Annotated in this window: 22 protein-coding genes; 17 read left to right on the top strand and 5 right to left on the bottom strand. The window is 56.2% G+C overall.

Going from position 1 to position 22,039, the window contains the following annotated elements:
* The first annotated feature begins 7 nt into the window (after window positions 1–7).
* The 5 genes from mltG to ptsG all read left to right on the top strand — a co-directional run bounded on the left by mltG (window position 8) and on the right by ptsG (window position 5,231).
* Window positions 8–1,033, top strand: a complete 1,026-nt coding sequence (mltG, locus tag ACSOSI_RS10275) for an endolytic transglycosylase MltG (protein ID WP_476707013.1) — start codon at window positions 8–10, stop codon at window positions 1,031–1,033.
* Entirely contained in the window at window positions 1,023–1,661 is a 639-nt protein-coding gene (tmk, locus tag ACSOSI_RS10280; RefSeq protein WP_112363269.1) for a dTMP kinase, read from the top strand. Before mltG ends, tmk begins: the two co-directional genes overlap by 11 nt.
* Complete coding sequence (gene holB / locus ACSOSI_RS10285) at window positions 1,661–2,668, top strand: DNA polymerase III subunit delta' (RefSeq protein ID WP_017892427.1); 1,008 nt, start codon at window positions 1,661–1,663, stop codon at window positions 2,666–2,668. Before tmk ends, holB begins: the two co-directional genes overlap by 1 nt.
* A gap of 14 nt (window positions 2,669–2,682) precedes the next feature.
* Complete coding sequence (locus ACSOSI_RS10290; protein WP_012006337.1) at window positions 2,683–3,459, top strand: metal-dependent hydrolase; 777 nt, start codon at window positions 2,683–2,685, stop codon at window positions 3,457–3,459.
* Window positions 3,460–3,797: 338 nt separating this feature from the next.
* Window positions 3,798–5,231: a PTS glucose transporter subunit IIBC gene (gene ptsG / locus ACSOSI_RS10295; protein ID WP_012006338.1), complete on the top strand. Its 1,434-nt coding sequence runs from the start codon at window positions 3,798–3,800 to the stop codon at window positions 5,229–5,231.
* A gap of 56 nt (window positions 5,232–5,287) precedes the next feature.
* Here ptsG and mntR read toward each other — a convergent pair whose 3' ends face one another.
* On the bottom strand, window positions 5,288–5,758 hold the full coding sequence (gene mntR, locus ACSOSI_RS10300; RefSeq protein WP_012006339.1) for a manganese-binding transcriptional regulator MntR: 471 nt from the start codon (window positions 5,756–5,758) through the stop codon (window positions 5,288–5,290).
* A gap of 229 nt (window positions 5,759–5,987) precedes the next feature.
* On the opposite strand from mntR, the gene ACSOSI_RS10305 reads away from it, so the two are divergent.
* Window positions 5,988–7,292: an Nramp family divalent metal transporter gene (locus tag ACSOSI_RS10305; RefSeq protein WP_129939770.1), complete on the top strand. Its 1,305-nt coding sequence runs from the start codon at window positions 5,988–5,990 to the stop codon at window positions 7,290–7,292.
* Between the two features lie 53 nt (window positions 7,293–7,345).
* Here ACSOSI_RS10305 and ACSOSI_RS10310 read toward each other — a convergent pair whose 3' ends face one another.
* The gene (locus ACSOSI_RS10310) at window positions 7,346–8,092 is read right to left on the bottom strand and encodes an SDR family oxidoreductase (RefSeq protein WP_218216192.1); all 747 of its coding nucleotides are present in this window, start codon (window positions 8,090–8,092) and stop codon (window positions 7,346–7,348) included.
* Window positions 8,093–8,191: 99 nt separating this feature from the next.
* Between ACSOSI_RS10310 and ACSOSI_RS10315 the strand changes: the two genes are divergently transcribed.
* Complete coding sequence (locus tag ACSOSI_RS10315; protein ID WP_115182672.1) at window positions 8,192–8,569, top strand: winged helix-turn-helix transcriptional regulator; 378 nt, start codon at window positions 8,192–8,194, stop codon at window positions 8,567–8,569.
* On the opposite strand, the gene ACSOSI_RS10320 is transcribed toward ACSOSI_RS10315, so the two are convergent.
* Complete coding sequence (locus ACSOSI_RS10320) at window positions 8,566–9,471, bottom strand: ABC transporter substrate-binding protein (RefSeq protein ID WP_259188635.1); 906 nt, start codon at window positions 9,469–9,471, stop codon at window positions 8,566–8,568. The two genes, ACSOSI_RS10315 and ACSOSI_RS10320, sit on opposite strands and share 4 nt — an antisense overlap.
* Before the next feature lie 254 nt (window positions 9,472–9,725).
* Here ACSOSI_RS10320 and hinT point away from each other — a divergent pair, with 254 nt between their 5' ends.
* From hinT to ACSOSI_RS10365, 9 genes are all read left to right on the top strand, one after another.
* Window positions 9,726–10,076, top strand: coding sequence for a purine nucleoside phosphoramidase (gene hinT, locus ACSOSI_RS10325; protein WP_026142310.1), 351 nt, complete (start codon window positions 9,726–9,728; stop codon window positions 10,074–10,076).
* A gap of 12 nt (window positions 10,077–10,088) precedes the next feature.
* Complete coding sequence (locus ACSOSI_RS10330) at window positions 10,089–10,478, top strand: YcfL family putative periplasmic lipoprotein (RefSeq protein ID WP_012006345.1); 390 nt, start codon at window positions 10,089–10,091, stop codon at window positions 10,476–10,478.
* A 27-nt stretch (window positions 10,479–10,505) separates the two neighbouring features.
* Entirely contained in the window at window positions 10,506–11,093 is a 588-nt protein-coding gene (gene lpoB / locus ACSOSI_RS10335; RefSeq protein WP_012006346.1) for a penicillin-binding protein activator LpoB, read from the top strand.
* Entirely contained in the window at window positions 11,074–11,943 is an 870-nt protein-coding gene (locus tag ACSOSI_RS10340; RefSeq protein ID WP_476707014.1) for a phosphotransferase, read from the top strand. Before lpoB ends, ACSOSI_RS10340 begins: the two co-directional genes overlap by 20 nt.
* A gap of 31 nt (window positions 11,944–11,974) precedes the next feature.
* Entirely contained in the window at window positions 11,975–12,994 is a 1,020-nt protein-coding gene (gene nagZ, locus ACSOSI_RS10345; RefSeq protein WP_261129394.1) for a beta-N-acetylhexosaminidase, read from the top strand.
* A 72-nt stretch (window positions 12,995–13,066) separates the two neighbouring features.
* On the top strand, window positions 13,067–13,609 hold the full coding sequence (ycfP, locus tag ACSOSI_RS10350; RefSeq protein ID WP_017892435.1) for an alpha/beta hydrolase YcfP: 543 nt from the start codon (window positions 13,067–13,069) through the stop codon (window positions 13,607–13,609).
* Window positions 13,610–13,941: 332 nt separating this feature from the next.
* Entirely contained in the window at window positions 13,942–15,246 is a 1,305-nt protein-coding gene (locus ACSOSI_RS10355; RefSeq protein WP_012006350.1) for an NAD(P)/FAD-dependent oxidoreductase, read from the top strand.
* A gap of 361 nt (window positions 15,247–15,607) precedes the next feature.
* The gene (locus ACSOSI_RS10360; protein ID WP_012006351.1) at window positions 15,608–16,144 is read left to right on the top strand and encodes a glycine zipper 2TM domain-containing protein; all 537 of its coding nucleotides are present in this window, start codon (window positions 15,608–15,610) and stop codon (window positions 16,142–16,144) included.
* 291 nt (window positions 16,145–16,435) lie between these two features.
* Entirely contained in the window at window positions 16,436–16,921 is a 486-nt protein-coding gene (locus ACSOSI_RS10365; RefSeq protein ID WP_012006352.1) for an RrF2 family transcriptional regulator, read from the top strand.
* 86 nt (window positions 16,922–17,007) lie between these two features.
* On the opposite strand, the gene sdeB is transcribed toward ACSOSI_RS10365, so the two are convergent.
* Window positions 17,008–20,154 carry a multidrug efflux RND transporter permease subunit SdeB gene (gene sdeB, locus ACSOSI_RS10370; RefSeq protein WP_012006353.1) on the bottom strand — a complete coding sequence of 1,049 codons (3,147 nt, stop codon included), beginning with the start codon at window positions 20,152–20,154 and terminating at the stop codon, window positions 17,008–17,010.
* A 23-nt stretch (window positions 20,155–20,177) separates the two neighbouring features.
* Window positions 20,178–21,365 (bottom strand): efflux RND transporter periplasmic adaptor subunit, encoded by a 1,188-nt coding sequence (locus ACSOSI_RS10375; protein ID WP_017892439.1) that lies wholly within the window; start codon window positions 21,363–21,365, stop codon window positions 20,178–20,180.
* Window positions 21,366–21,660: 295 nt separating this feature from the next.
* Here ACSOSI_RS10375 and ACSOSI_RS10380 point away from each other — a divergent pair, with 295 nt between their 5' ends.
* Window positions 21,661–22,017, top strand: coding sequence for a helix-turn-helix domain-containing protein (locus ACSOSI_RS10380; protein WP_012006355.1), 357 nt, complete (start codon window positions 21,661–21,663; stop codon window positions 22,015–22,017).
* Window positions 22,018–22,039: the final 22 nt, after the last annotated feature.

Below are 22,039 nucleotides of genomic sequence, written 5' to 3' on the forward strand. Positions count from 1 at the left end.
CTGATTGATGAAGAAAAGAAAGCTGAAGTTCGTTTCTATTATTGTTGTTCTGGTATTGGGCCTGCTGTTTTGGGGCTACCAGAAGGTTGAACGCTTCGCGGATACGCCACTGGCGATCCAGCAGGAAGCCATTTTCAAACTGCCGGCAGGGACCGGTCGGGTAGCCCTGGAGGGGCTGCTGGTGCGGGACAAACTGATGCGCAATGGCCAGTGGTTCCCATGGTTGCTGCGCCTGGAGCCGGAATTGGCCGAGTTTAAGGCTGGAACCTATCGCTTTACGCCGGGTATGACGGTGCGTCAAATGCTTAAACTGTTGGCCAGCGGTAAAGAAGCCCAATTCAGCGCGCGCTTTATTGAAGGTTCCCGGCTGCGGGACTGGCTGCTGGTGCTGCAACAGTCAAAATACCTCAAACATACCCTGGCCGGTAAAAGCGAGGCGGAAATTGCCAAGGCGCTAGGCTTGCCAGAAGGCACCAACCCGGAAGGGCGCCTGTACCCGGATACCTATCTGTATACCGCAGGCATGAGCGATATGGCGCTGTTGAAGCGTGCCCACCTGCGTATGATTAAAGCATTGGAGAGCGCCTGGCAGGGCCGTGAGGCCAGCCTGCCGTACAAAACGCCGGCAGAGTTGCTGACCATGGCTTCAATCATTGAGAAAGAGACTGCGGTACCGGAGGAACGTACCAAAGTGGCCTCGGTATTCATTAATCGCCTGCGTATTGGCATGCGTTTACAGACTGACCCGACGGTGATCTACGGCATGGGCGAGGCGTATAATGGCAACATTACCCGCAAGGATTTGGAAACACCGACGCCGTACAACACCTACGTGATCAACGGTCTGCCGCCAACGCCGATTGCCATGCCAAGCCAGGCTTCGCTGGAGGCCGCTGCCAATCCGGCCAAGACGCCTTATTTGTACTTTGTTGCCGACGGTAAGGGCGGGCATCAATTTACCACCAACCTGGCCAGCCATAATCAGGCGGTGCGTGCCTATCGTCAGGCGTTAAAGGAAAAGAATGAAAAGTAAATTCGTGGTTATCGAAGGGCTTGAAGGTGCGGGCAAAACGACCGCACGCGATACGGTAGTCGACGTACTGCGCGAACATGGTATCAACGACATTGCCTTTACCCGTGAACCCGGCGGCACGCCGTTGGCAGAAAAACTGCGCGACCTGTTCAAACGCGGCGTGGAGGGCGAACTGCCGACCATCAAGGCCGAGGTTCTGATGCTGTATGCGGCCCGTGTACAGTTGGTGGAAACGGTGATCAAACCGGCTTTGGCGCGCGGTGCCTGGGTGGTTGGCGATCGGCACGACCTGTCTTCTCAAGCCTACCAGGGCGGCGGTCGGGGTGTGGATCAACAACTTATGGCCTCGCTGCGTGACACGGTATTAGGAGAGTTTCGTCCCGATCTGACGCTTTATCTGGATTTGCCGCCGATAGTGGGTCTGCAGCGTGCCCGAGCACGGGGTGAACTGGATCGTATCGAACAGGAAGCATTGCCATTCTTTGAACGTACCCGCGCACGTTATCAGGAGTTGGCGGCGCAAGATGCGTCCATCATCACCGTGGATGCTTCTCAATCGCTTGATCAGGTGACGGCGGCGATTCGTCGTTGCGTCAGCCAATGGTTACAGCAGCAGGAAGGCGCGTAATGAACTGGTACCCGTGGCTGAATACCCCTTACCGGCAGTTGGTCGGGCAATATGCTACCGGACGCGGTCATCACGCACTGTTGTTGCATGCCGCTGCCGGCCATGGTGAGGATGCGCTGGCCTATGGTCTGAGCCGTTGGCTGATCTGCCAACGTCGCAACGGTGAGAAAAGCTGCGGTGAATGCCATAGCTGTCGGTTGATGCTGGCAGGAAATCACCCGGATTATCATGTGCTGACGCCGGAAAAAGGCAAAAGCAGCCTGGGGGTGGAGCCCATCCGCCAACTGATTGAGATCCTTTATTCTCATGCGCAGCAGGGCGGTGCCAAGGTGATCTGGCTACCGCAGGCGGAGTTGCTGACCGAGGCTGCCGCCAATGCCCTGTTGAAAACGCTGGAAGAACCGCCGGAAAAAACCTATTTCCTGCTGAGCTGTCGTGAGCCTTCACGCCTGCTGGCGACGCTGCGCAGCCGTTGTTTGTACTGGCATCTCGCCAGTCCGGACGAACAGCTCAGTCTGCAATGGCTGAATCGGCAGACGCCGGGTAATCAGATCGATCTCCTGACCGCCTTGCGCTTGCATGACGGCGCACCCTTGGCCGCAGAGCAATTGCTCCAGCCGGAACGTTGGCAACAACGTAGCGCGCTGTGCGCGGCCCTGAGTGCCGCTTTGCCGCAGCACGACATGTTGTCGCTGCTGCCGGTATTGAATCACGAAGACGTCGCTGAGCGGCTACACTGGCTATGTTCGTTGTTGATGGACGCCATGAAATGGCAGCAAGGGGCCGCCGGCTTTGTTCTGAACCAGGATCAGCAACCGCTGGTGCACCAGCTGGCCAGCCGCCTGAGCAGTACGTCTCTGCAGCAAGCCGTGCAGCAATGGCTGCATTGTCGCCATCAGTTGCTTAGCGTCGTCGGCGTTAACCGCGAACTGCTGCTGACCGAACAGTTACTTGGCTGGGAGCAGTTGCTCGGCGCTACCGGCTATTCCCACCCTCATTCGCTGTAAAAGAGTTAAATATTATGTTGTTAGTAGATTCTCATTGTCACCTCGACGGCCTGGATTACCAAACTCTGCATCAAAATGTGGATGATGCCTTGGCGAAGGCCAAGGCGCGCGATGTCGGTTACGTGCTGGCGGTGGCCACCACTTTGCCGGGCTATCAGGCGATGACGCAATTGATTGGCCAACGCGATGACGTGGCCTTCTCCTGCGGGGTGCATCCGCTCAATCTGGAGGGGGGCTACGACTACGCTGAGCTGCGCCGTTTGGCGGCAGCAGAGCAGGTGGTGGCACTGGGTGAAACCGGGCTGGACTACTTCTATCAGAAAGACAATCTTGAGCTGCAGCAAGCGTCATTCCGTGAACATATCCGCATTGGCCGCGATCTGAACAAGCCGGTGATCGTGCATACCCGTGATGCACGGGAAGACACACTGGCTATTCTGCGTGAAGAAAATGCCCAGGACTGTGGCGGTGTACTGCACTGCTTTACCGAAGATTGCGCTACCGCAGAGGCGTTGCTGGATCTGGGGTTCTACATTTCTTTCTCAGGTATCCTGACCTTCCGCAATGCAGAGCAACTGCGTGAAGTGGCGCGATATGTGCCACTGGATCGTATTCTGGTGGAAACCGACTCGCCGTATCTGGCTCCGGTGCCGCATCGCGGCAAAGAAAACCAACCTGCCTATGTGCGCGATGTGGCTGAATACATGGCGGTATTGAAGGGCGTGAGCCTGGAAACGCTGGCTGAAGCCACCACCGCCAACTTTTCACGCTTATTTCACATCGAACTCTAATCTTTGGCCTAGGCTATAGCTGTGGTTAACGAAATCTGAATTCTTTTTAAGCTCGTAATTAATCGCCGAAACGGGTAATGTTCCCACCCGTTTTTCGGGCGAGGTGCGGGCGTTTATTGCTCATTTTTAACAAAAAATGGGCGATGTAAGAAAAATACCCGGTTTTGTTCATCGAAACGTGACTGTCATCAAACATTGCGCAGCCTATTTATTTTACTCTGCGTAATAATTCAAGGGGTGCTCAGACACCCTGAATTGCAGGGGTTTTTCTCCCCCCCTTGCAACGCGAAGAATCGCGAAAAGTAGCAAAGCACTATTACTCAGGAGCACACTCAACTATGTTCAAGAACGCATTTGCAAACCTGCAAAAAGTAGGTAAGTCGCTAATGCTGCCGGTATCCGTATTGCCTATCGCAGGTATCCTGCTGGGCGTCGGTTCCGCCAACTTTAGCTGGCTACCCGCGGTAGTCTCACACGTGATGGCGGAAGCCGGCGGTTCCGTTTTCGCCAACATGCCGCTGATTTTTGCCATCGGTGTTGCCCTGGGCTTCACCAATAACGACGGTGTCTCCGCGTTAGCTGCGGTAGTGGCTTACGGCATCATGGTGAAAACCATGGCGGTGGTTGCACCGCTGGTGCTGCACCTGCCGGCTGAAGAAATTGCGGCCAAACACCTGGCGGATACCGGTGTGCTCGGGGGGATTATCTCCGGCTCCATCGCTGCCTACATGTTTAACCGATTCTTCCGTATTCAGTTGCCGGAATATCTGGGCTTCTTTGCCGGTAAGCGCTTTGTGCCGATTATCTCCGGCCTGGCGGCAATCGTTCTGGGCGTAGTGCTTTCCTTTATCTGGCCTCCAATCGGTACGGCTATCCAGACCTTCTCCCAGTGGGCGGCTTATCAGAACCCGGTAGTGGCGTTTGGTATCTACGGCGTGGTTGAACGTGCGCTGGTGCCGTTCGGTCTGCACCATATCTGGAACGTACCGTTCCAAATGCAGATTGGTGAATACACCAACGCGGCGGGTCAGGTGTTCCACGGCGATATTCCACGTTATATGGCGGGTGACCCAACGGCGGGTAAACTGTCCGGTGGCTTCCTGTTCAAAATGTACGGTCTGCCTGCTGCTGCGATTGCCATCTGGCACTCAGCCAAGCCGGAAAACCGCGCTAAAGTCGGCGGTATCATGATCTCCGCTGCGCTGACTTCGTTCCTGACCGGTATCACCGAACCGATCGAGTTCTCCTTCATGTTCGTTGCGCCGATCCTGTACGCAATCCATGCCATTCTGGCTGGCCTGGCGTTCCCGATCTGTATCCTGTTGGGGATGCGTGACGGCACCAGCTTCTCACACGGTCTGATCGACTTTATCGTCCTGAGCGGCAACAGCAGCAAAATCTGGCTGTTCCCAATCGTCGGTATCATCTACGGTCTGGTGTACTACACCATCTTCCGCGTGCTGATTGCCAAGCTGGATCTGAAAACCCCAGGGCGTGAAGACACGGCCTCTGAGCAGGTTACTCAGGGCGGTTCTGAAATGTCTGCGGCGCTGGTACAGGCCTTTGGCGGTAAAGACAACATCACCAACCTGGATGCCTGCATCACCCGTCTGCGCGTTAGCGTGGCGGACGTGAGCAAGGTTGACCAGGCTGGCCTGAAAAAACTGGGTGCTGCCGGCGTCGTTGTCGCAGGCTCTGGCGTTCAGGCTATCTTTGGTACCAAATCTGACAACCTGAAAACGGATATGGACGAATACATCCGTAATCATTAATTCAGGCAGGGGAGTTTTAAGGGAGGCGAAAGCCTCCCTTTTTTATTGGTGAGGATTTATTTTACTGCGTGCTTTTGCAAATATTGTTCAAACACCGCCAGGGTGTCGCTAGAAATGTGATGTTCAATCCCTTCGCTGTCCAGCTCCGCCGTTTCATTCGGTACGCCGAGGCAAACCAGCAGATCAACCACAATCCGGTGGCGACGCCGTACCTTCTGCGCCAGTTGTTCACCTTCCTCGGTCAGAAAAACCCCACGATAAGGGCGTGACTCCACCAGACCGGCACTTTTCAACCGGGCGATGTTTTTGATCGCGGTAGGGTGCGATACGCCAAAGCGTTTGGCGATATCCGTGGTTCTGGCTTCGCGGGTGGTGACCAGCAGGTCGGCAATCAGCTCAACATAGTCCTCGATCAGCGCATTGGATTGCGCCTCACGAGCGCGGGTGAAGCGCAGGGCATGTTCAGCCTCGTCCGGCATTTCAGCCACCACGGGGCGTTCTGCGTCGTCTGGTGCGCTTGTTGCCATAGTCTGAGACGTCCTTTAAACGATAAACCAGTAAGTTGCAGGTTAATGCAGTTCCGCCATAAGTTAGTCCAAAGACGACGCATTATCAATTCGACTGGCGTATTCGATGACAATAAGAAATATTTGTACACAAAGGCAGTTAATATTCCATTTTGCATAAAGTGTAGCCGATGCTACATTGCTGTGAGTGTTGGGTGAAAAATAACCAGAAAAAGATTGAGGGTAAATCATGCGTGATGCGGCAACCACCACATCGTTAACCGAACGAACCAATACGGCAATTGGTAACGCACTTGCCGGGCGTAAGCGTGGTGCATTCACGCCGTTACTGTTCGCCGGCCCTGCAGTGATTGCCTCTATTGCTTATATGGACCCCGGTAATTTCGCCACCAATATTCAGGCCGGTTCGAAATACGGCTACAGCCTGTTATGGGTGGTGGTGATGGCGAACCTGATCGCCATGCTGTTTCAGGCGCTGTCGGCCAAGCTGGGTATCGTCACCAACCGCAATCTGGCGGAAATGTGCCGCGATCAATTTTCTCGTCCGGTAGTCATTGGCATGTGGTTGCTCAGTGAGGTGGCGGCAATGGCTACCGATCTGGCGGAGTTTCTCGGCGGTGCGATAGCGCTGGCGTTACTGTTCAATATGCCGCTGCTGCCAGGCATGGGGGTGACGGCGGTGATCACCTATGCCTTGCTGATGGTGGAGAAGAAAGGTTTCCGTCCGGTAGAACTGATGATCGGCGGCTTGGTCGCGGTGATTGCCCTGTGTTATCTGGTCGAGATGTTTATCGTGCCGGTCGATTGGGCGGCAGCGGGCATGGGCATGGTCACGCCGCAGTTGCCGGATGCACAGGCGTTGACCATTGCCGTCGGTATCATTGGTGCCACCGTGATGCCGCACGCCATCTTCCTGCACTCGGGGCTGACCCAGCACCGTGCGCCGGCCAGTGACAGCGGCGAGCGCCGTAAACTGCTGCGTTTTTCCAATATTGAAGTGGTGATTGCACTGTCTATCGCCGGGATGGTGAATATCGCCATGGTGATTATGGCCTCCAGCGCCTTCCATGCCGGTAATAGCGATGTGGCTGAGATCGGTACCGCTTATCATACGCTGACGCCACTGTTTGGTGCCGCTGCCGCCGGTATCTTCCTGATGTCGCTGATTGCCTCCGGGATTTCCAGCTCGGTGGTGGGCACCATGGCGGGCCAAATGATCATGCAGGGCTTTGTCGGTTTCCGCATTCCGGTATGGGTACGCCGCATGGTGACCATGATCCCGGCGTTCATCGTGGTCGCGTTAGGGGTTAATGCCACGGATGCACTGGTTTACAGCCAGGTGGTGCTGAGCCTGGCGCTGCCGGCGCCGATGATTGCTCTGGTGATGTTCACCCGCCGTCGCGACATTATGGGCGAATTTGTCAACAGTCGCCTGACCAGTCTGGTGTCAATCATCGGGACGGTGATTATTCTTTTTCTCAATATGGTGTTGCTGCTGCAGACTTTCGGCGTTGCTATCCCCGGTCTGGGTTAACTGACAAGCCGTGCAGTCGTTGCTGTCACGGCTTGACGTCCAAACCATCACTGCTACAAATTCCCCACGCCGCCGTCGATCAACAACTCACTGCCGACCATAAAGGCGGACTCGTCAGACGCCAAAAACACCGCCGCCTTGGCTAATTCCAGCGCCGTACCCATGCGGCCAATCGGTACCAGTGCACGGATCTCGTCGCGCAGTGCTTGCTCATCGGCATCCTTCAACCCGAGCTTGCCCAGCGCCGGGGTTTCTGTCGGGCCGGGGCTGAGGCCGTTAACCCGGATACCGCGCGGATGCAATTCACCGGACAGCGTTCTGGCCAGCGACAGCAGGCCGGCTTTGCTGGCGGCGTAAACGTTGCTTAATGGCAGGCCAATATGTGCGCTGACCGAGCCACACAAAATAATCGACGCCGGATTGGCCAACAGTGGCAACAATGACTGGATCAGAAAGAACGGCCCCTTGAGATTGATATCCATCAGCCGCTGATAGCTCTGCTCATCCCATTCCTGCAACGGGTGGTGGGTGACGTCGCCGGCGTTGATGTACAGCACATCGAGACGCGGCCAATGGCTGGCCAACTGCTGTGCCAAACTACGCTGATCAGCAATATCCCCGGCATCGCTGCGCAACAACAGAACCTTGCCCAGAGCTGCCCCCGCCGCATCGAGACCACTTTGGCTGCGGCCGGTGATCGCCACGGTGGCACCTTCGGCAATAAACTGACGCGCAGTTTCCAGACCAATACCGCTGGTGCCGCCGGTGATCAACGCATATTTACCTTTAAGTCGTGACATAGCCCACTCCCGTTTGTTGTCGATGCAGGCATTATTTGCGCTATAGTACCTTTTGCATAGTAGGCACCTTTTGGATACTAAGGGACAAGGTGGGATGAAATGACCGATGCAGGGCGTTCGACAGCGGAAAAAAATTTAGCGGTGTTACCGGCCGCGGGCGAACCTTGCCCAATGGTGGGCTTTGTGAATCTGGTGGCGGGGAAATGGGCGATCCCGATCCTTTACCGACTGATATTGATCGACAGCCCGGTGCGTTTCAGCGAGCTGCAGCGTGCCGTGGCACCGATCGCCCAGAAAGAGCTGACACGCCAACTGCGGCAGTTTGAACAGCGCGGCCTGGTCACGCGACAGGTGTTCCCGGAAGTCCCGCCGCGTGTTGAATACCAGATTACGCCGCTGGGCAAAACGCTGCGCCCGACGCTCGACTCGTTGGCCAACTGGATGCGCACACACGCACCCCAGTTGATAGAAGATTAGTCGCCAATGCCCGGCGGGTTGATGGTAGAGCGAGGGACCTTCTCATCGCGCTCGCCCCAACGGTCCAGCACCTGGCCGTACTCGCCGCTGGCGATCACCCCATTGATGGCGGCATTGATGGCCGCAACCAGACCGTTATCCTTTTTGGTGGTCACCGCCACATAGGCCACATTCGGTCCAATGCCGACCATTTTGGTTTTGCCGGTCAGTGCCGCCTTGTAAGCGCCGGTGGAGTGGGGGCCGAAGTAGGCGTCGACGCGTCCGGACTGAATGCTCAGATTGGCGGCGGCATCGTCGGTGACATAAATCGGTTGCACCGGCGCCAGGCCGTTGGCGCGGTTCTGTTTATCCCAGCCAAGCAGGATATTTTCCTGATTGGTTCCCGAGCCGACAATAACCCGCAGCCCGGCAATGTCCGCAGGTTGGTTGATTGAGGTGATTTTGCTGGTGGATTTCACATAAAACCCCAGCGTATCCACGCGGTAGGTGGCAAAATCAAACTTGGTCTTGCGCAGTTTGGTGACGGCAATATTGAAAATGGCGGCATCGTACTTGCCCGAACTGATCCCGAGTGGCCAGTCCTCCCAGGAGGTGGGCACCAGATTCAGTTCCAGCCCCAGGCTGTCCGCCACCAGTTGTGCAATATCCGGGTCGCTGCCAATCAGCGTTTTATTGTCTTCGGCAAACAGCGCCAGCGGCGGGGAGTTTTCAGACGCTACCGCTACGGTCAGCTTGCCCGGCACGGCAAAAGGGTAATTCGCCGGGATCAGTGCCACCGCGGCCGGGTTTTTCGCTGCACGCAAATGTTGCTGATTAGCCTGCAGGTCAATAATGCTTTTGGTTTCAGCCGCTACATGGCCGCACAGCAGCAGTGCGCTCAGTACCAGGGTTTTGCATCGCATGTGGTTACCTATCCGTTTTTAATCATAGGGTTACTATTGGCGGCGGCAACAGGCAAGTAAAGCAACATTAGTGAATAACCAAAGTGAAAAAAATCAGATGAATGCCACCGGGTAACGCTGACAGCGGCGCGATTTCCCTGACCGGTTGTCTGATTCTGCATCACTCAACGCGGAAAGTGCGCAATCAGGTTGAAAGCAGTAGAATTTGTCACTCATACTGCGTACAGCTTTTTTTCCTCTACAAGGAACGCCAGATGGCCGAAGAAACGATTTTCAGTAAAATTATCCGCCGCGAAATCCCTGCTGATGTGGTCTACCAGGACGAACTGGTCACCGCTTTCCGTGATATTTCACCTCAGGCCCCGACCCATATTCTGATCGTACCCAATGTGCTGATCCCCACCATCAACGACGTTACTGTTGAGCACGAGGCCGCTCTGGGCCGCATGATCACCGCCGCCGCCAGGATTGCCGAGCAGGAAGGCATCGCCGAAGACGGCTACCGTCTGATTATCAATTGCAATCGCCATGGCGGCCAGGAGGTCTATCATATTCATATGCATTTGGTCGGTGGCCGCTCCCTGGGGCCGCTGCTGTCACGCTAATCGAGGAAAATAATGCGCTATAGCAAACCCCTGCGTTGTCTGATGGCGCTGACGTTACCCGCCATCATACTGATGGGCTGTAGCAGCCCGCGTGGCATTGCGGTTAACGACCGCCAGACGGTAGTGATGGATTCGCCGGTGCTGACCGCGGGCATTCTGGCAGACAATCCGTCGATTTCGAATGCTTCCGGGCGGGTGATGGCGACTTCGGAACTCAGCAACAGTCAACCAACGCCGGTCACGGTGCACTATCGCTTCTACTGGTATGACGATCAGGGGCTGGATATCCGGCCTTTTGAAGCGCCGCGCACCATCACTATTGCGCCAAATTCAGACGCCACCATTTACTCGCTCAATGGCAACCTCGATGCCAAGCGCGTGCGCCTGTATCTATTCTTGTAAACTCTTGGTTCATTGAGAGAGGGATTAATGAAAAAGTATCTATTTGTCGCGCTGGCCGCGTTGGTGTTAACCGGGTGTCTGTCGCGCCCACCGGAGCCGGAACAACCACAACCGCCGGTAACCGTTGAGCCGGTGACGCCGCCGGTGGTCGAAGAGCCGCAACCGCCGGTGACCGAACCGGTGCCGCAACCGCCAAAGATTCAGCAGCTCGATTGGCTGAGCAGCGTACAGCCGCTGGTGAATCAGATGCTGAAAGCCGATGGCGTTAATCCGGGCAGCGTGTTGCTGCTCGACAGCGTGAAGAACAACACCAACGGTTCATTGCAGACTGCGAAAGCGACTTCCGCCCTGCACAAGGCTTTGGCATCAAATCAAACCTTCTCCATCGTGCCGGAAGCGCAGTTGGCCACCGCCAAACAGACGCTGGGCCTGTCGGCGGATGACAGCCTGGGTTCACGCAGCAAGGCGATTGGTCTGGCGCGTATCGTTAGCGCGCAGTATGTGCTGTACAGCGACGTCAGTGGTGATGTGAAGTCACCTACGCTGGATATGCAATTGATGCTGGTGCAAAGCGGTGAAATCGTCTGGTCAGGCAATGGCGCCGTTACACACTGAAGCCGCACTGCGAAGACTGATTGAGCACGAACTGCCGGCGGTGAAAACCGCCGGTTGTCGTTTCAGCCCGGTGCAGGGACTGACCGGTGAAAGCTGGCGGATTGAAGGCGAGGGCGTGCAGCTATTGGCTCGCCAGCAAAGCGCAGAGAAAAGCGCGTTGGGCGTCAGTCGCCGGCGTGAGGCGCGGGTGCTGTGTCGTGTCGGTAAGGACATCGGGCCGCAGGTTTTAGTGCAGAATAATCAGTGGATTATCTTGCAATGGCTCACTGGTGACGTTGTCACTGAGGCAGATTTTACCCGCTTGAATGAGGGCGGCAATCTGGCTGAGTTGATGGCCGGTTTGCATCAACGGTCGCCCAGTGGCTACCCGCTGAGCCTGCATCGGCAGTTTACTCGCTACTGGCAGCAGTTGGATCCCCGACGCCTGACACCCGCCTGGCTAAAGTTACATCAGCGTTTTCTGCGTCGTCGGCCCCCAACGCCGCTAAAACTGGCCACCCTGCATATGGATATTCATCCGGGCAATCTGATTGCACAGGGCCAGGGCTTGCGGCTGATTGACTGGGAGTATGCGGCCGACGGAGATATCGCGCTGGACATCGCCGCACTGTTTCGCGGCAATGCCTGGCCGCCAGCCGAACAACTGCGATTTTTGCGGCATTATGCTCGCATCGGCTACTCAAATTTACCCTTACTGAGCGCACAGGTGCAGCGTTGGTTGCCGTGGGTAGATTATCTGATGCTGTTATGGTTTGAAGTGCGCTGGCAACAAACCGGCGATCCCGAATTTTTGCGCTGGGGCGCAGTGTTGCACCGGCGTTTTTGTTTAACATCCCCATGTTCTGAATAAATAGTGAAGTGAGGTGGCCGTGGGCCCAGTAATGTTAGATGTCGCCAGCTATGAGCTGGACGCAGAAGAACGTGAGATCCTGAAACACCCGATGGTGGGCGGCCTGATCTTGTTCACCCGCAATTTCCACGATGCGCAACAGTTGCGCGAGCTGGTACGCCAAATCCGCGAGGCTTCTCACGATAGGCTGGTGGTGGCGGTGGATCAGGAAGGGGGCCGTGTGCAGCGCTTCCGCGAGGGTTTCACCCGTCTGCCGGCGGCGCAGTCATTCGCCGCATTAAACGAAGTGCATGAGGGCGGGCGTCTGGCACAGGAGGCGGGCTGGTTGATGGCGGCGGAAATGATCGCGCAGGATATCGATATCAGTTTTGCCCCGGTACTGGATATTGGCCACGTCAGTGCGGCGATTGGCGAGCGCTCGTTCCACAGCGATCCGCAGCAGGCGCTGGCGATGGCAGAGCGCTTCATTCTGGGCATGCACAGCGCCGGGATGAAAACCACCGGCAAGCATTTCCCTGGCCACGGTGCCGTCAGTGCGGACTCGCACAAAGAAACCCCGCGCGATCCGCGTCCGCTCGCTGAGATCCGCGAACATGATATGGCGATCTTCCGTGAATTGATTAACCGTCAGCTGCTCGACGCCGTGATGCCGGCGCACGTCATCTATACTGAAGCAGACCCACGTCCCGCCAGCGGATCGCCTTACTGGCTAAAACAGATCCTGCGTCAGGAATTGGGCTTTGATGGCGTTATCTTCTCGGACGATCTGTCGATGGAAGGGGCGGCGATTATGGGCAGTTATGCCGAGCGCGGCCAGGCAGCACTGGATGCCGGTTGTGACATGATCCTGGTGTGTAATAACCGCGCCGGGGCGGTCAGCGTGCTGGATAACCTGTCCCCGGTCAAAGCAGAGCGGGTGAAGCGGTTATATCATCGCGGTCAGTTCACCCGTCAGGAGCTGCGTGATTCTGCGCGCTGGCAACAGGCGCATAAAGAACTGAATGCGCTCAGCGAACGCTGGGAAGAGCACAAACAGCGTAATGCCGGGTGAACCCAGGACGTCGTAGTGCGGCGTAAATGATGAGGGCTGCGGCGCGGCCCTCCGTTTGTTGCGAGGATCCAGATGATTATCTATTTACATGGCTTTGATTCCACCAGTCCCGGCAATCATGAAAAGGTATTACAGCTACAGTTTATCGATCCTGACGTACGCTTTATCAGTTACAGCACCTTGCACCCACGCCATGACATGCAGCATTTGTTGAAAGAAGTGGACAAGGCGGTTCAGCAGGGAGGCGACAAACATTCGCTGATCTGCGGAGTGGGCCTCGGGGGTTTTTGGGCAGAACGTATCGGCTTTCTGTGCGGTATCCGCCAGGTGATCTTCAACCCCAATTTGTCTCCTGAACAACATATGCAAGGCAAAATCGACCGGCCGGAAGAGTATCGCGATATCGCCACCAAGTGCGTGGAGGACTTCCGTGAGAAAAACCGCGATCGCTGTCTGGCGGTGCTTTCCCGCCACGACGAGGTGCTGGACAGCCAGCTCAGTGCTGAACTGTTGCACAAATACTATGAAATTGTCTGGGATGAACAGCAGACCCACAAGTTTAAAAACCTGTCGCCACATCTGCAACGCATCAAGGCATTCAAGACCCTGCCTTAACAGTTTCATAACCCCTGAAAGCGCCGCAATGATTGTACTGAACAGACAAGAATTGCGGTATTTCTTTGCCTGAAAGCCCCGTTTTTCCCGTTGAGGGACAAAATTTAAAACTGTGATCTCGCGCTAACTATTTGAATCACAATCCTCAAAATTTCGCTTCGTCCAGGCTTTAACCAAAAAAGTTTGATGTACATCAATTTTGGTATGACCAAATAACCCCACATGCTATTCTGACTTCAGATAGCAGGTTTATTTTAAGCGAACCCTATGTATTCTAAGGATATTATTTCTTTACCCTTAGGTAACAATTGGTTCACATTTAGGGGGTTATTTTGACAACGCCAAAGAAAAAAATCGTCATTGTCGGCGGTGGTGCCGGTGGTCTGGAACTGGCGACCAGCCTGGGCCATAAACTCGGTCGTAAGCACAAAGCAGAAATCACGCTGGTGGACCGCAATCACAGCCATCTGTGGAAACCTTTGCTGCATGAAGTAGCAACCGGCTCCCTTGATGACGGCGTCGACGCGCTGAGCTACCTGGCACATGCACGCAATCACTCTTTCAATTTCCAGCTGGGTTCGCTGACCAACATTAATCGCGAAACGCAAACCCTGCAGTTGGCGCAAATCTGCGACGAGCACGGTGCTGAACTGGTTCCAGCACGCGAACTGCCTTACGACATCCTGGTGATGGCGCTGGGTAGCACCTCGAACGATTTCGGTACTGCCGGCGTGAAAGATCACTGTATCTTCCTGGACAACCCCCACCAGGCGCGTCGTTTCCACAACGAAATGCTGAACCTGTTCCTCAAGTTCTCGGCACAGCCAGGGCAAAAAGAGCGGGTGAATATCGCCATCGTCGGCGGTGGTGCCACCGGTGTGGAACTGTCTGCAGAGCTGCATAACGCGGTGAAGCAACTGCACAGCTATGGTTTTGAAGGCCTGGACAACAGCGCGCTGAACGTGACCCTGGTCGAAGCGGGCGAGCGTATTCTGCCTGCACTGCCGCCGCGTATTTCCGCTGCCGCGCATCAGGAACTGAATAAACTGGGCGTGCGCGTGCTGACCAACACCATGGTCACCAGTGCGGATGCCAACGGCCTGAACACCAAGGGCGGCGAATTTATCGATGCCGATTTGATGGTGTGGGCGGCCGGCATCAAGGCGCCGGACTTTATGAAGGATATCGCCGGGCTGGAAACCAACCGCATTAATCAGCTGGTGGTGGAACCTACGCTGCAGACCACGCGCGATCCGAATATCTTCGCTATCGGTGACTGCGCTTCCTGTCCGAAAGAGGGCGGTGGCTTTGTGCCACCTCGCGCCCAGTCGGCGCACCAGATGGCATCCCGCTGCTTTACCAACATTCTGGCACTGATGAACGGCCAGACGCTGAAGCCGTACGTGTATAAAGACCACGGTTCGCTGGTGTCTCTGTCCCGTTTCAGCACCGTTGGCAGCCTGATGGGCAACCTGATGCGCGGTTCGATGATGGTTGAAGGCCGCATTGCGCGCTTCGTCTATATCTCGCTGTACCGTATGCACCAGGTCGCTTTACACGGCTATATCAAAACCGGCCTGATGATGCTGGTCGGTGGCATCAACCGGGTGATCCGCCCACGGTTGAAAATGCACTGACAGTCTCCTGAGATCGACCCACCCACGCCGGTTCGCCCGCGTGGGTTTTTTTATGCCGGTCCCCGTGCGATAGGGCAGTTTCGGGCTGATTGTTCAGCACAATGTCCCGTGATTATGGGTAAAAATCTTAAGATTCCTCCTAAACACTGGGGGTAAGGGCGATTTCCAGCATCTTTGGTCACATTGTCTTATTGCGAGGTTCTGGAACATTGTGCAGACTTTATCTTGTTTACAGACGGCGCGTCGCGCACGCCGTAAACCGGAATACCACGTGCCGCCAATGCGCAAAATAATAAGCGCGGTGCAATGTCGGTAAAATCCCCGGTACAAATGCGTGGTAACACTTTCAGGAGGATTTCCTGTGAACAAGTCAATGTTAGCCGGTGTGGGTATTGGTATTGCAGCCGCTCTGGGTATTGCTGCGGTGGCCAGTCTTGATGTTTTTTCTTCCGGTCCGCAATACGCGCAGGTTCTTGCCGCAACGCCGATCAAAGAAACCATCAAAACACCGCGTCAGGAATGCCGCAATGTAACCGTCACTCACCGTGCGCCAGTGCAGGATGAGAACCGCATTGCCGGTTCGGTTCTGGGTGCAGTAGCCGGTGGCGTTATTGGTCATCAGTTCGGTGGTGGTCGCGGTCGTGATGTGGCGACGGTGGTGGGTGCCTTGGGCGGCGGTTACGCCGGTAACCAGGTGCAGGGTGCGATGCAGAATAACGACAGCACCACCAGCACGCAGCAGCGTTGCAGAACGGTTTACGACAAATCACAGAAAATGCTGGGTTACGACGTGACCTACAAGATTGGCACTCAGCAGGGCAAGATCCGCATGGATCACGATCCCGGCACCCAGATCCCGCTGGATAAAAGCGGTCAACTGGTGCTGAATAAAGCCTAATCAACAGACAAGAATTAAACCCGCGGGCAGTGTTAGTTCTGATCGTTTAACGCAGTTAAGCGAGCGGCATTAATATTGACGCGGGTTTCTGTATTCTTAATCCCCACTATTTTATCCCCAGGCCAGTTCTGACGTGATTTCCGACCTAATGTATCCGTGCGATTTATCCGGGCATACCTTCAATAGTGCAACAGTGTTTGTTATATTATTGTGCAGTTGAGTGGGTGTGATGGCGTCATCTCGCACCGGCCCAGTCCAGGCATTTGGTCTCCCGGAGACAGAGATAAAAACATGTTAGATTTTCGCTTTCCGACTGCAATGCAAATGGTACTTAGCGTGGCCGTGGCTGAGAAGCTGGGCGTGCGTTCGACCAGCGCGGTGCTTGCCGCCGGTCTGGAAGCCAACCCCAGTTTTATCCGCAAGCTGATGGTGCCCTTGACCAAAAATGGCATCATCGTTTCGACCCTGGGCCGTAACGGCTCGATTCACCTGGGCCGCCCGGCGGAGCAGATCACCCTGCGAGATATCTATCTGTCCGTTATTGAAGATAAACGCATTTGGGCCGCCCGACCGGAAGGGCCGGCGCGTTGTCTGGTCAGTGCCAACGCCTGCTGGTATTTCAAGTCGGTGGTGAACGAAGCGGAAGAGGCATCGCTGAACGTGCTGGCGGGCTACACGGTAGCGGATTCCTTGGCCGAGCTGGAGCGGGGCGATAAACGTGCCTGCGCGGCATATGCAATGCAAGACGTGAAAGACGAAGAGACAGCAGAAAAATAGTCTGCGGTAGATGCGGTATAAAGCATAAGACAAAGAAAAGCCCGGTTTTAAAAAAACCGGGCTTTTTTGTGGCTATAGTGGGCGAATTATTCCGCCACTGGTTGCCGTGTTTTGCGTGTCACCATACGGCGCAGGGTGACGTAGAACACCGGGGTCAGGAACAGCCCAAACAGTGTGACGCCCAGCATGCCGGAAAATACCGTGATGCCGGTGACGCCGCGCACTTCGGCACCGGCGCCGTGTCCGAGGATCAACGGAATAGTCCCGGCGATAAAGGCGATGGAGGTCATTACAATCGGCCGCAGTCGCAGACGACAGGCTTCCAGTGCCGCTTCCATAATGCTTTTGCCCTGTAGCTCCAGTTCACGGGCGAACTCGACGATCAAAATGGCGTTCTTACAGGCCAGGCCCATCAATACCACCAGCCCCACCTGCACGAACACGTTGTTGTCACCGCCGGTCAGCCAGACCCCGAACAGTGCCGACAGCATGGTCATCGGCACGATCAGGATCACCGCCAATGGCAGCGTCCAGCTTTCGTACAAGGCTGCCAGCGCCAGGAAGGCCAGCAGCACCGCCACCGGGAAAACAATAATGGCCGCATTGCCCTGGGTGGACTGCTGATAGCTCAGATCGGTCCACTGAATGTTCATGCCGTTCGGCAACAGCTTGCTGGCCATGACCGTCAGTTCACTCATGGCCTGTGACGATGACAGCACACGCGGATCGGCATCCCCAATCAGATCTGCCGCCGGGAAACCGTTGTAACGGATCACCGGATCCGGGCCGTAGGTGGTGCTGATGCTGACCATGCTGCCAATCGGCACCATTTCCCCCTTATCGTTACGGGTGCGCAGGTTGGCGATGTCCTCCACGCTGTCGCGGAATTGACCGTCGGCCTGCGCCATCACCTTCCAGGTGCGGCCATAGCGGTTGAAGTCATTGATATAAGACGAACCGAGATAGGTCTGCAAGGTGCTGAACAGCGCGTTGAGCGGCACGCCTTGCGCCTTGGCCTTGTCGCGGTCAATTTTCGCGTCCAGCTGCGGTACGTTGGCCTGATAAGACGAGATCGGGAAGCCCATACCCGGAGTTTGCATGATTGCGCCCGACATGGTGTTGATTGCGGTTTGCAACGCGCCATAGCCCAGACCGGCACGATCCTGAATATACAGGGAGTAACCGGAACCCTGGCCGATACCGAGGATCGGTGGCGGCATAATCGAGAACGCAAACCCTTCCTGGATCTGCGAGATCTTGGCGTTAATCTCGGCATTGATCTGCGCCGCGCTGCGGGTACGGGTGCTTAATGACTCCAGCGCAAAGAACACGGTGCCGGTGTTGGGCGTATTGGTAAACTGCAATGCATTCAGCCCGGGGAAGGAGACCGCATCCGTCACCCCGTCGACGCTCAGGCCGATGGCGCTCATCTTGCGGATCACCGCGTCGGTACGTTCCAGCGACGCGCCCTCCGGCATTTTCACGCCGCCAATCAAATAAAGCTTGTCCTGAGTCGGAATGAAGCCACCGGGCACGGTTTTAAACATCACCCCGGCGGCGCACAGCAGCAGCACATACACCACAAATACCGCGCCGCGTTTGCCCAGCGCCCGGGAAACCCCACGTTGATAACGTTGTGAGCTGCTGGCAAAGAAGCGGTTAAATGGACGGAACAGCCAACCGAACAAGCGATCAATCAGGCGTGATGGCATGTCTTTCGGTGCGCCATGCGGCTTCAGCAGCAGCGCCGCTAACGCCGGTGACAGCGTCAGCGAGTTGATAGCCGAGATCACGGTCGAAATGGCGATCGTCACGGCGAACTGCTTATAAAACTGGCCGGTGACGCCGGACAGAAACGCCATCGGCACGAACACTGCGCACAGCACGACGGCGATGGCGATAATCGGGCCGGACACTTCACGCATTGCCTGGTGCGCCGCCGCCAGCGGTGACAGACCCTCTTCGATATTACGCTCGACGTTTTCCACCACCACAATGGCATCATCGACCACGATACCTATGGCCAGCACCAGTCCGAACAGGCTCAGGGTGTTGAGCGAAAAGCCCAACAAATAGAGCGCCGCAAAGGTACCGACGATGGAGATGGGGACCGCCAACAGCGGGATGATCGACGCACGCCAGGTTTGCAGAAACAGGATCACCACCAGAACCACCAGCAGCACCGCTTCGAGCAGGGTATCTACCACCGAGCTGATCGAATCGCGCACGAATACCGTCGGGTCGTACGGGGCTTGCCAGCTCATGCCGTCCGGAAAGCGGGTCGACAGCTCGGCCATTTTGGCCCGCACCGCGTTGGACAGCTCGATAGCATTGGCGCCCGGAGCCTGGAAGATACCAATCCCCACCGCGTCCTTATTATTGAGCTGGGCACGCAGCGCGTAGCTGCCGGAGCCCATTTCAATGCGTGCGACGTCGCGCAGGCGAACGACTTCGCCGTTGTCGCCGCTCTTGAGGATAATATTGCCGAACTCTTCCTCGGTCTGCAGACGGCCCTGCGCATTGATCGACAGCAGATAATCGCTGCGGGTTGGCATCGGTTCTGCGCCCAGTTGTCCGGCAGAAACCTGTACGTTCTGCTCCTGCATGGCAGAGACCACGTCAGAGGCGGTCAGCCCACGTGAGGCAACCTTGTTCGGATCGAGCCAAATACGCATGGCGTACTCACCGGCACCGAAAATCTGTACCTGGCCGATTCCGGGCAGGCGAGCCAGCTCATCCTTGACCTTCAAAGTGGCGTAGTTGCGCAGGTAGAGCGAATCGTATTTACCGGAAGGGGAGACCAGATGGACCACCAGCGTCAGAGCCGGGGATTGCTTCTGGGTCGTCACCCCTTGCCGCCGCACATCCTCAGGCAGGCGTGCTTCGGCCTGCGCCACGCGGTTTTGTACCTGCACCTGTGCCTGATCGGGGTCTGTTCCTGGGCGGAAGGTGACGGTGGTGACCAGCACGCCGTCAGAACCGGCCACCGACTTCATGTACATCATGTTTTCGACGCCGTTGATCGCCTCTTCCAGCGGCGTTGCCACCGTTTCGGCGATCTCTTTCGGGTTAGCGCCGGGGTATTGGGCACGTACCTGCACGCTGGGCGGCACCACGTCCGGATATTCGCTGATCGGCAGCAGTGGGATGGCAATAACACCGCCGACAAAAATCAGAATCGACAGTACCGCGGCAAATATCGGCCGGTCGATGAAAAAACGGGAAAAGTCCATGGATCAGGATCCTTTACTGGGGCTTAGTTAAGCGCGGAAGCGTCGGCGTTGATCGCCACGTTTTTGGCAGCGACCGGCATACCCGGCATAAACACTTTTTGCATGCCGTCGACGATCACCCGGTCACCGGCAGACAGCCCCTTCTGTACAATGCGTAGCCCACCGGCCACCCGGCCCACTTCGATATCGCGTCGTTGCGCCTTGCCGTCCTTATCGACGATATAAACAAACTTGCGATCCTGATCGGTCATTACCGATTTATCGTTGATCAACATGGCATTGAACTCGGCGCTACCGGGCATCTGCACCCGGGCGAATAGCCCTGGAGTGAAGCGGCGCTCAGCGTTTTCCAGCTGGGCGCGCATGCGGATGGTGCCGGTACCGGCATTCAGCTGGTTGTCGGTAAAATCAACGATGCCCTGATGCGGATAGCCGTCTTCGCCGACCAGTCCGACTTTCACCGGCAGTTTTGTCGTGCGTCGCCCATCGTTTTGGTAACGCAGAAAAGTGGCTTCATCGACGTCGAAATAGACGTAAACCTTGTCGAGCGACACCAGCGTGGTGAGTACGCTGGCACTGTCGCCGGTGGTCACCAGGTTACCGGCGGTGATCATCGCGCGGCTGGCGCGCCCGTCAATCGGCGCAATCACTCGGGTAAAGTCGAGGTTCAGTTGCGCCAGGTCGAATTGGGCCTGAGCCGCCAATACGTTGCTCTGTGCCTGCGCGGCGGAGGAGCGGCGTTGTTCCCACACCTCGGTCGATATTGCCTGGCTGCCGATCAGTTTTTCGGTACGTCCGGATTCGCTGCGGGCCAGTGCCGCCTGATTGCGTGCCCGAACCAGTTCGGCCTGGGCCTGCTCACGGGCAGCGCGGTAGGTACGATCGTCGATGGTGAACAGCACCTGGCCTTTTTTCACTTCATCGCCTTCGGTGTAATTCACTTTATCGATATAGCCGGAAACCCGTGGCCGTAGCTGGACGCTTTGCACCGCTTCGATACGACCGTTAAAAGCGTCCCATTGGCTGATGGGTTTTATCACCACGTCGGCGGTGCTGACGGCCGGTGGCGGGGGAGCCGCATTGTGAGCGACGCTGTTGTCACACCCGGCCAGCAGAGCGACCAGCAACGCGACGGCAGAGAGGCGAGTGCTGATACCGATGCCGCTTTGGCGACGGCGTGAATGGAACAATGAGTTTGGCTGGCTTGGCATTATTTTTCTTTCCAGTAGTAAGCACGATCTGGCGATACACCCGGCCCTGTTATCCGGGTAACTTCCCTGGCCTGTGACCGGCGGCAGAGCGGTTGCACCGGTCATCGGCGCAACGGTTAGGTTTTGAAACACATTGTTGTCACATTAATGTATCAATATCGGTTACATTAATTGGCTGGATTATAGAAGTGCCTCTCTGTTAAATGCAATAATAAAAATTGCATTTAATGCGAAACTGCTGCAACGTAATGGCATCGGGCAGCGGATCTACCTGCCAAGTCATGGGAGCGTCAGCATGAACAGCACGGGTTTTATTACTGATTTGATTGAGTGGATTGATAACAATCTGGAAGAGAAGCTGGACATCAACACCGTCGCGGGCCGGGCGGGGTATTCCAAGTGGCACCTGCAGCGAATGTTCAAACGCCAGACCGGTTACGCGCTGGGAGAGTATATTCGCATGCAGAAGCTGAGGGTCTCGGCGGAGCGCCTGGCCAACAGCGGCGAACCGATCGTCAGCGTGGCGATCTCACTCGGCTTTGACTCGCAGCAGTCCTTCAATCGCAGTTTTAAACGCCACTATGGTCAAACCCCGGGCGACTGGCGCCGTGGTGTGATGCAGCCATCTATGGCGGCTGGCCACACGCATTGAGGCGGATTGCCGACAACAAAAA

This window comes from Serratia sp. AR11, from assembly GCF_056376275.1.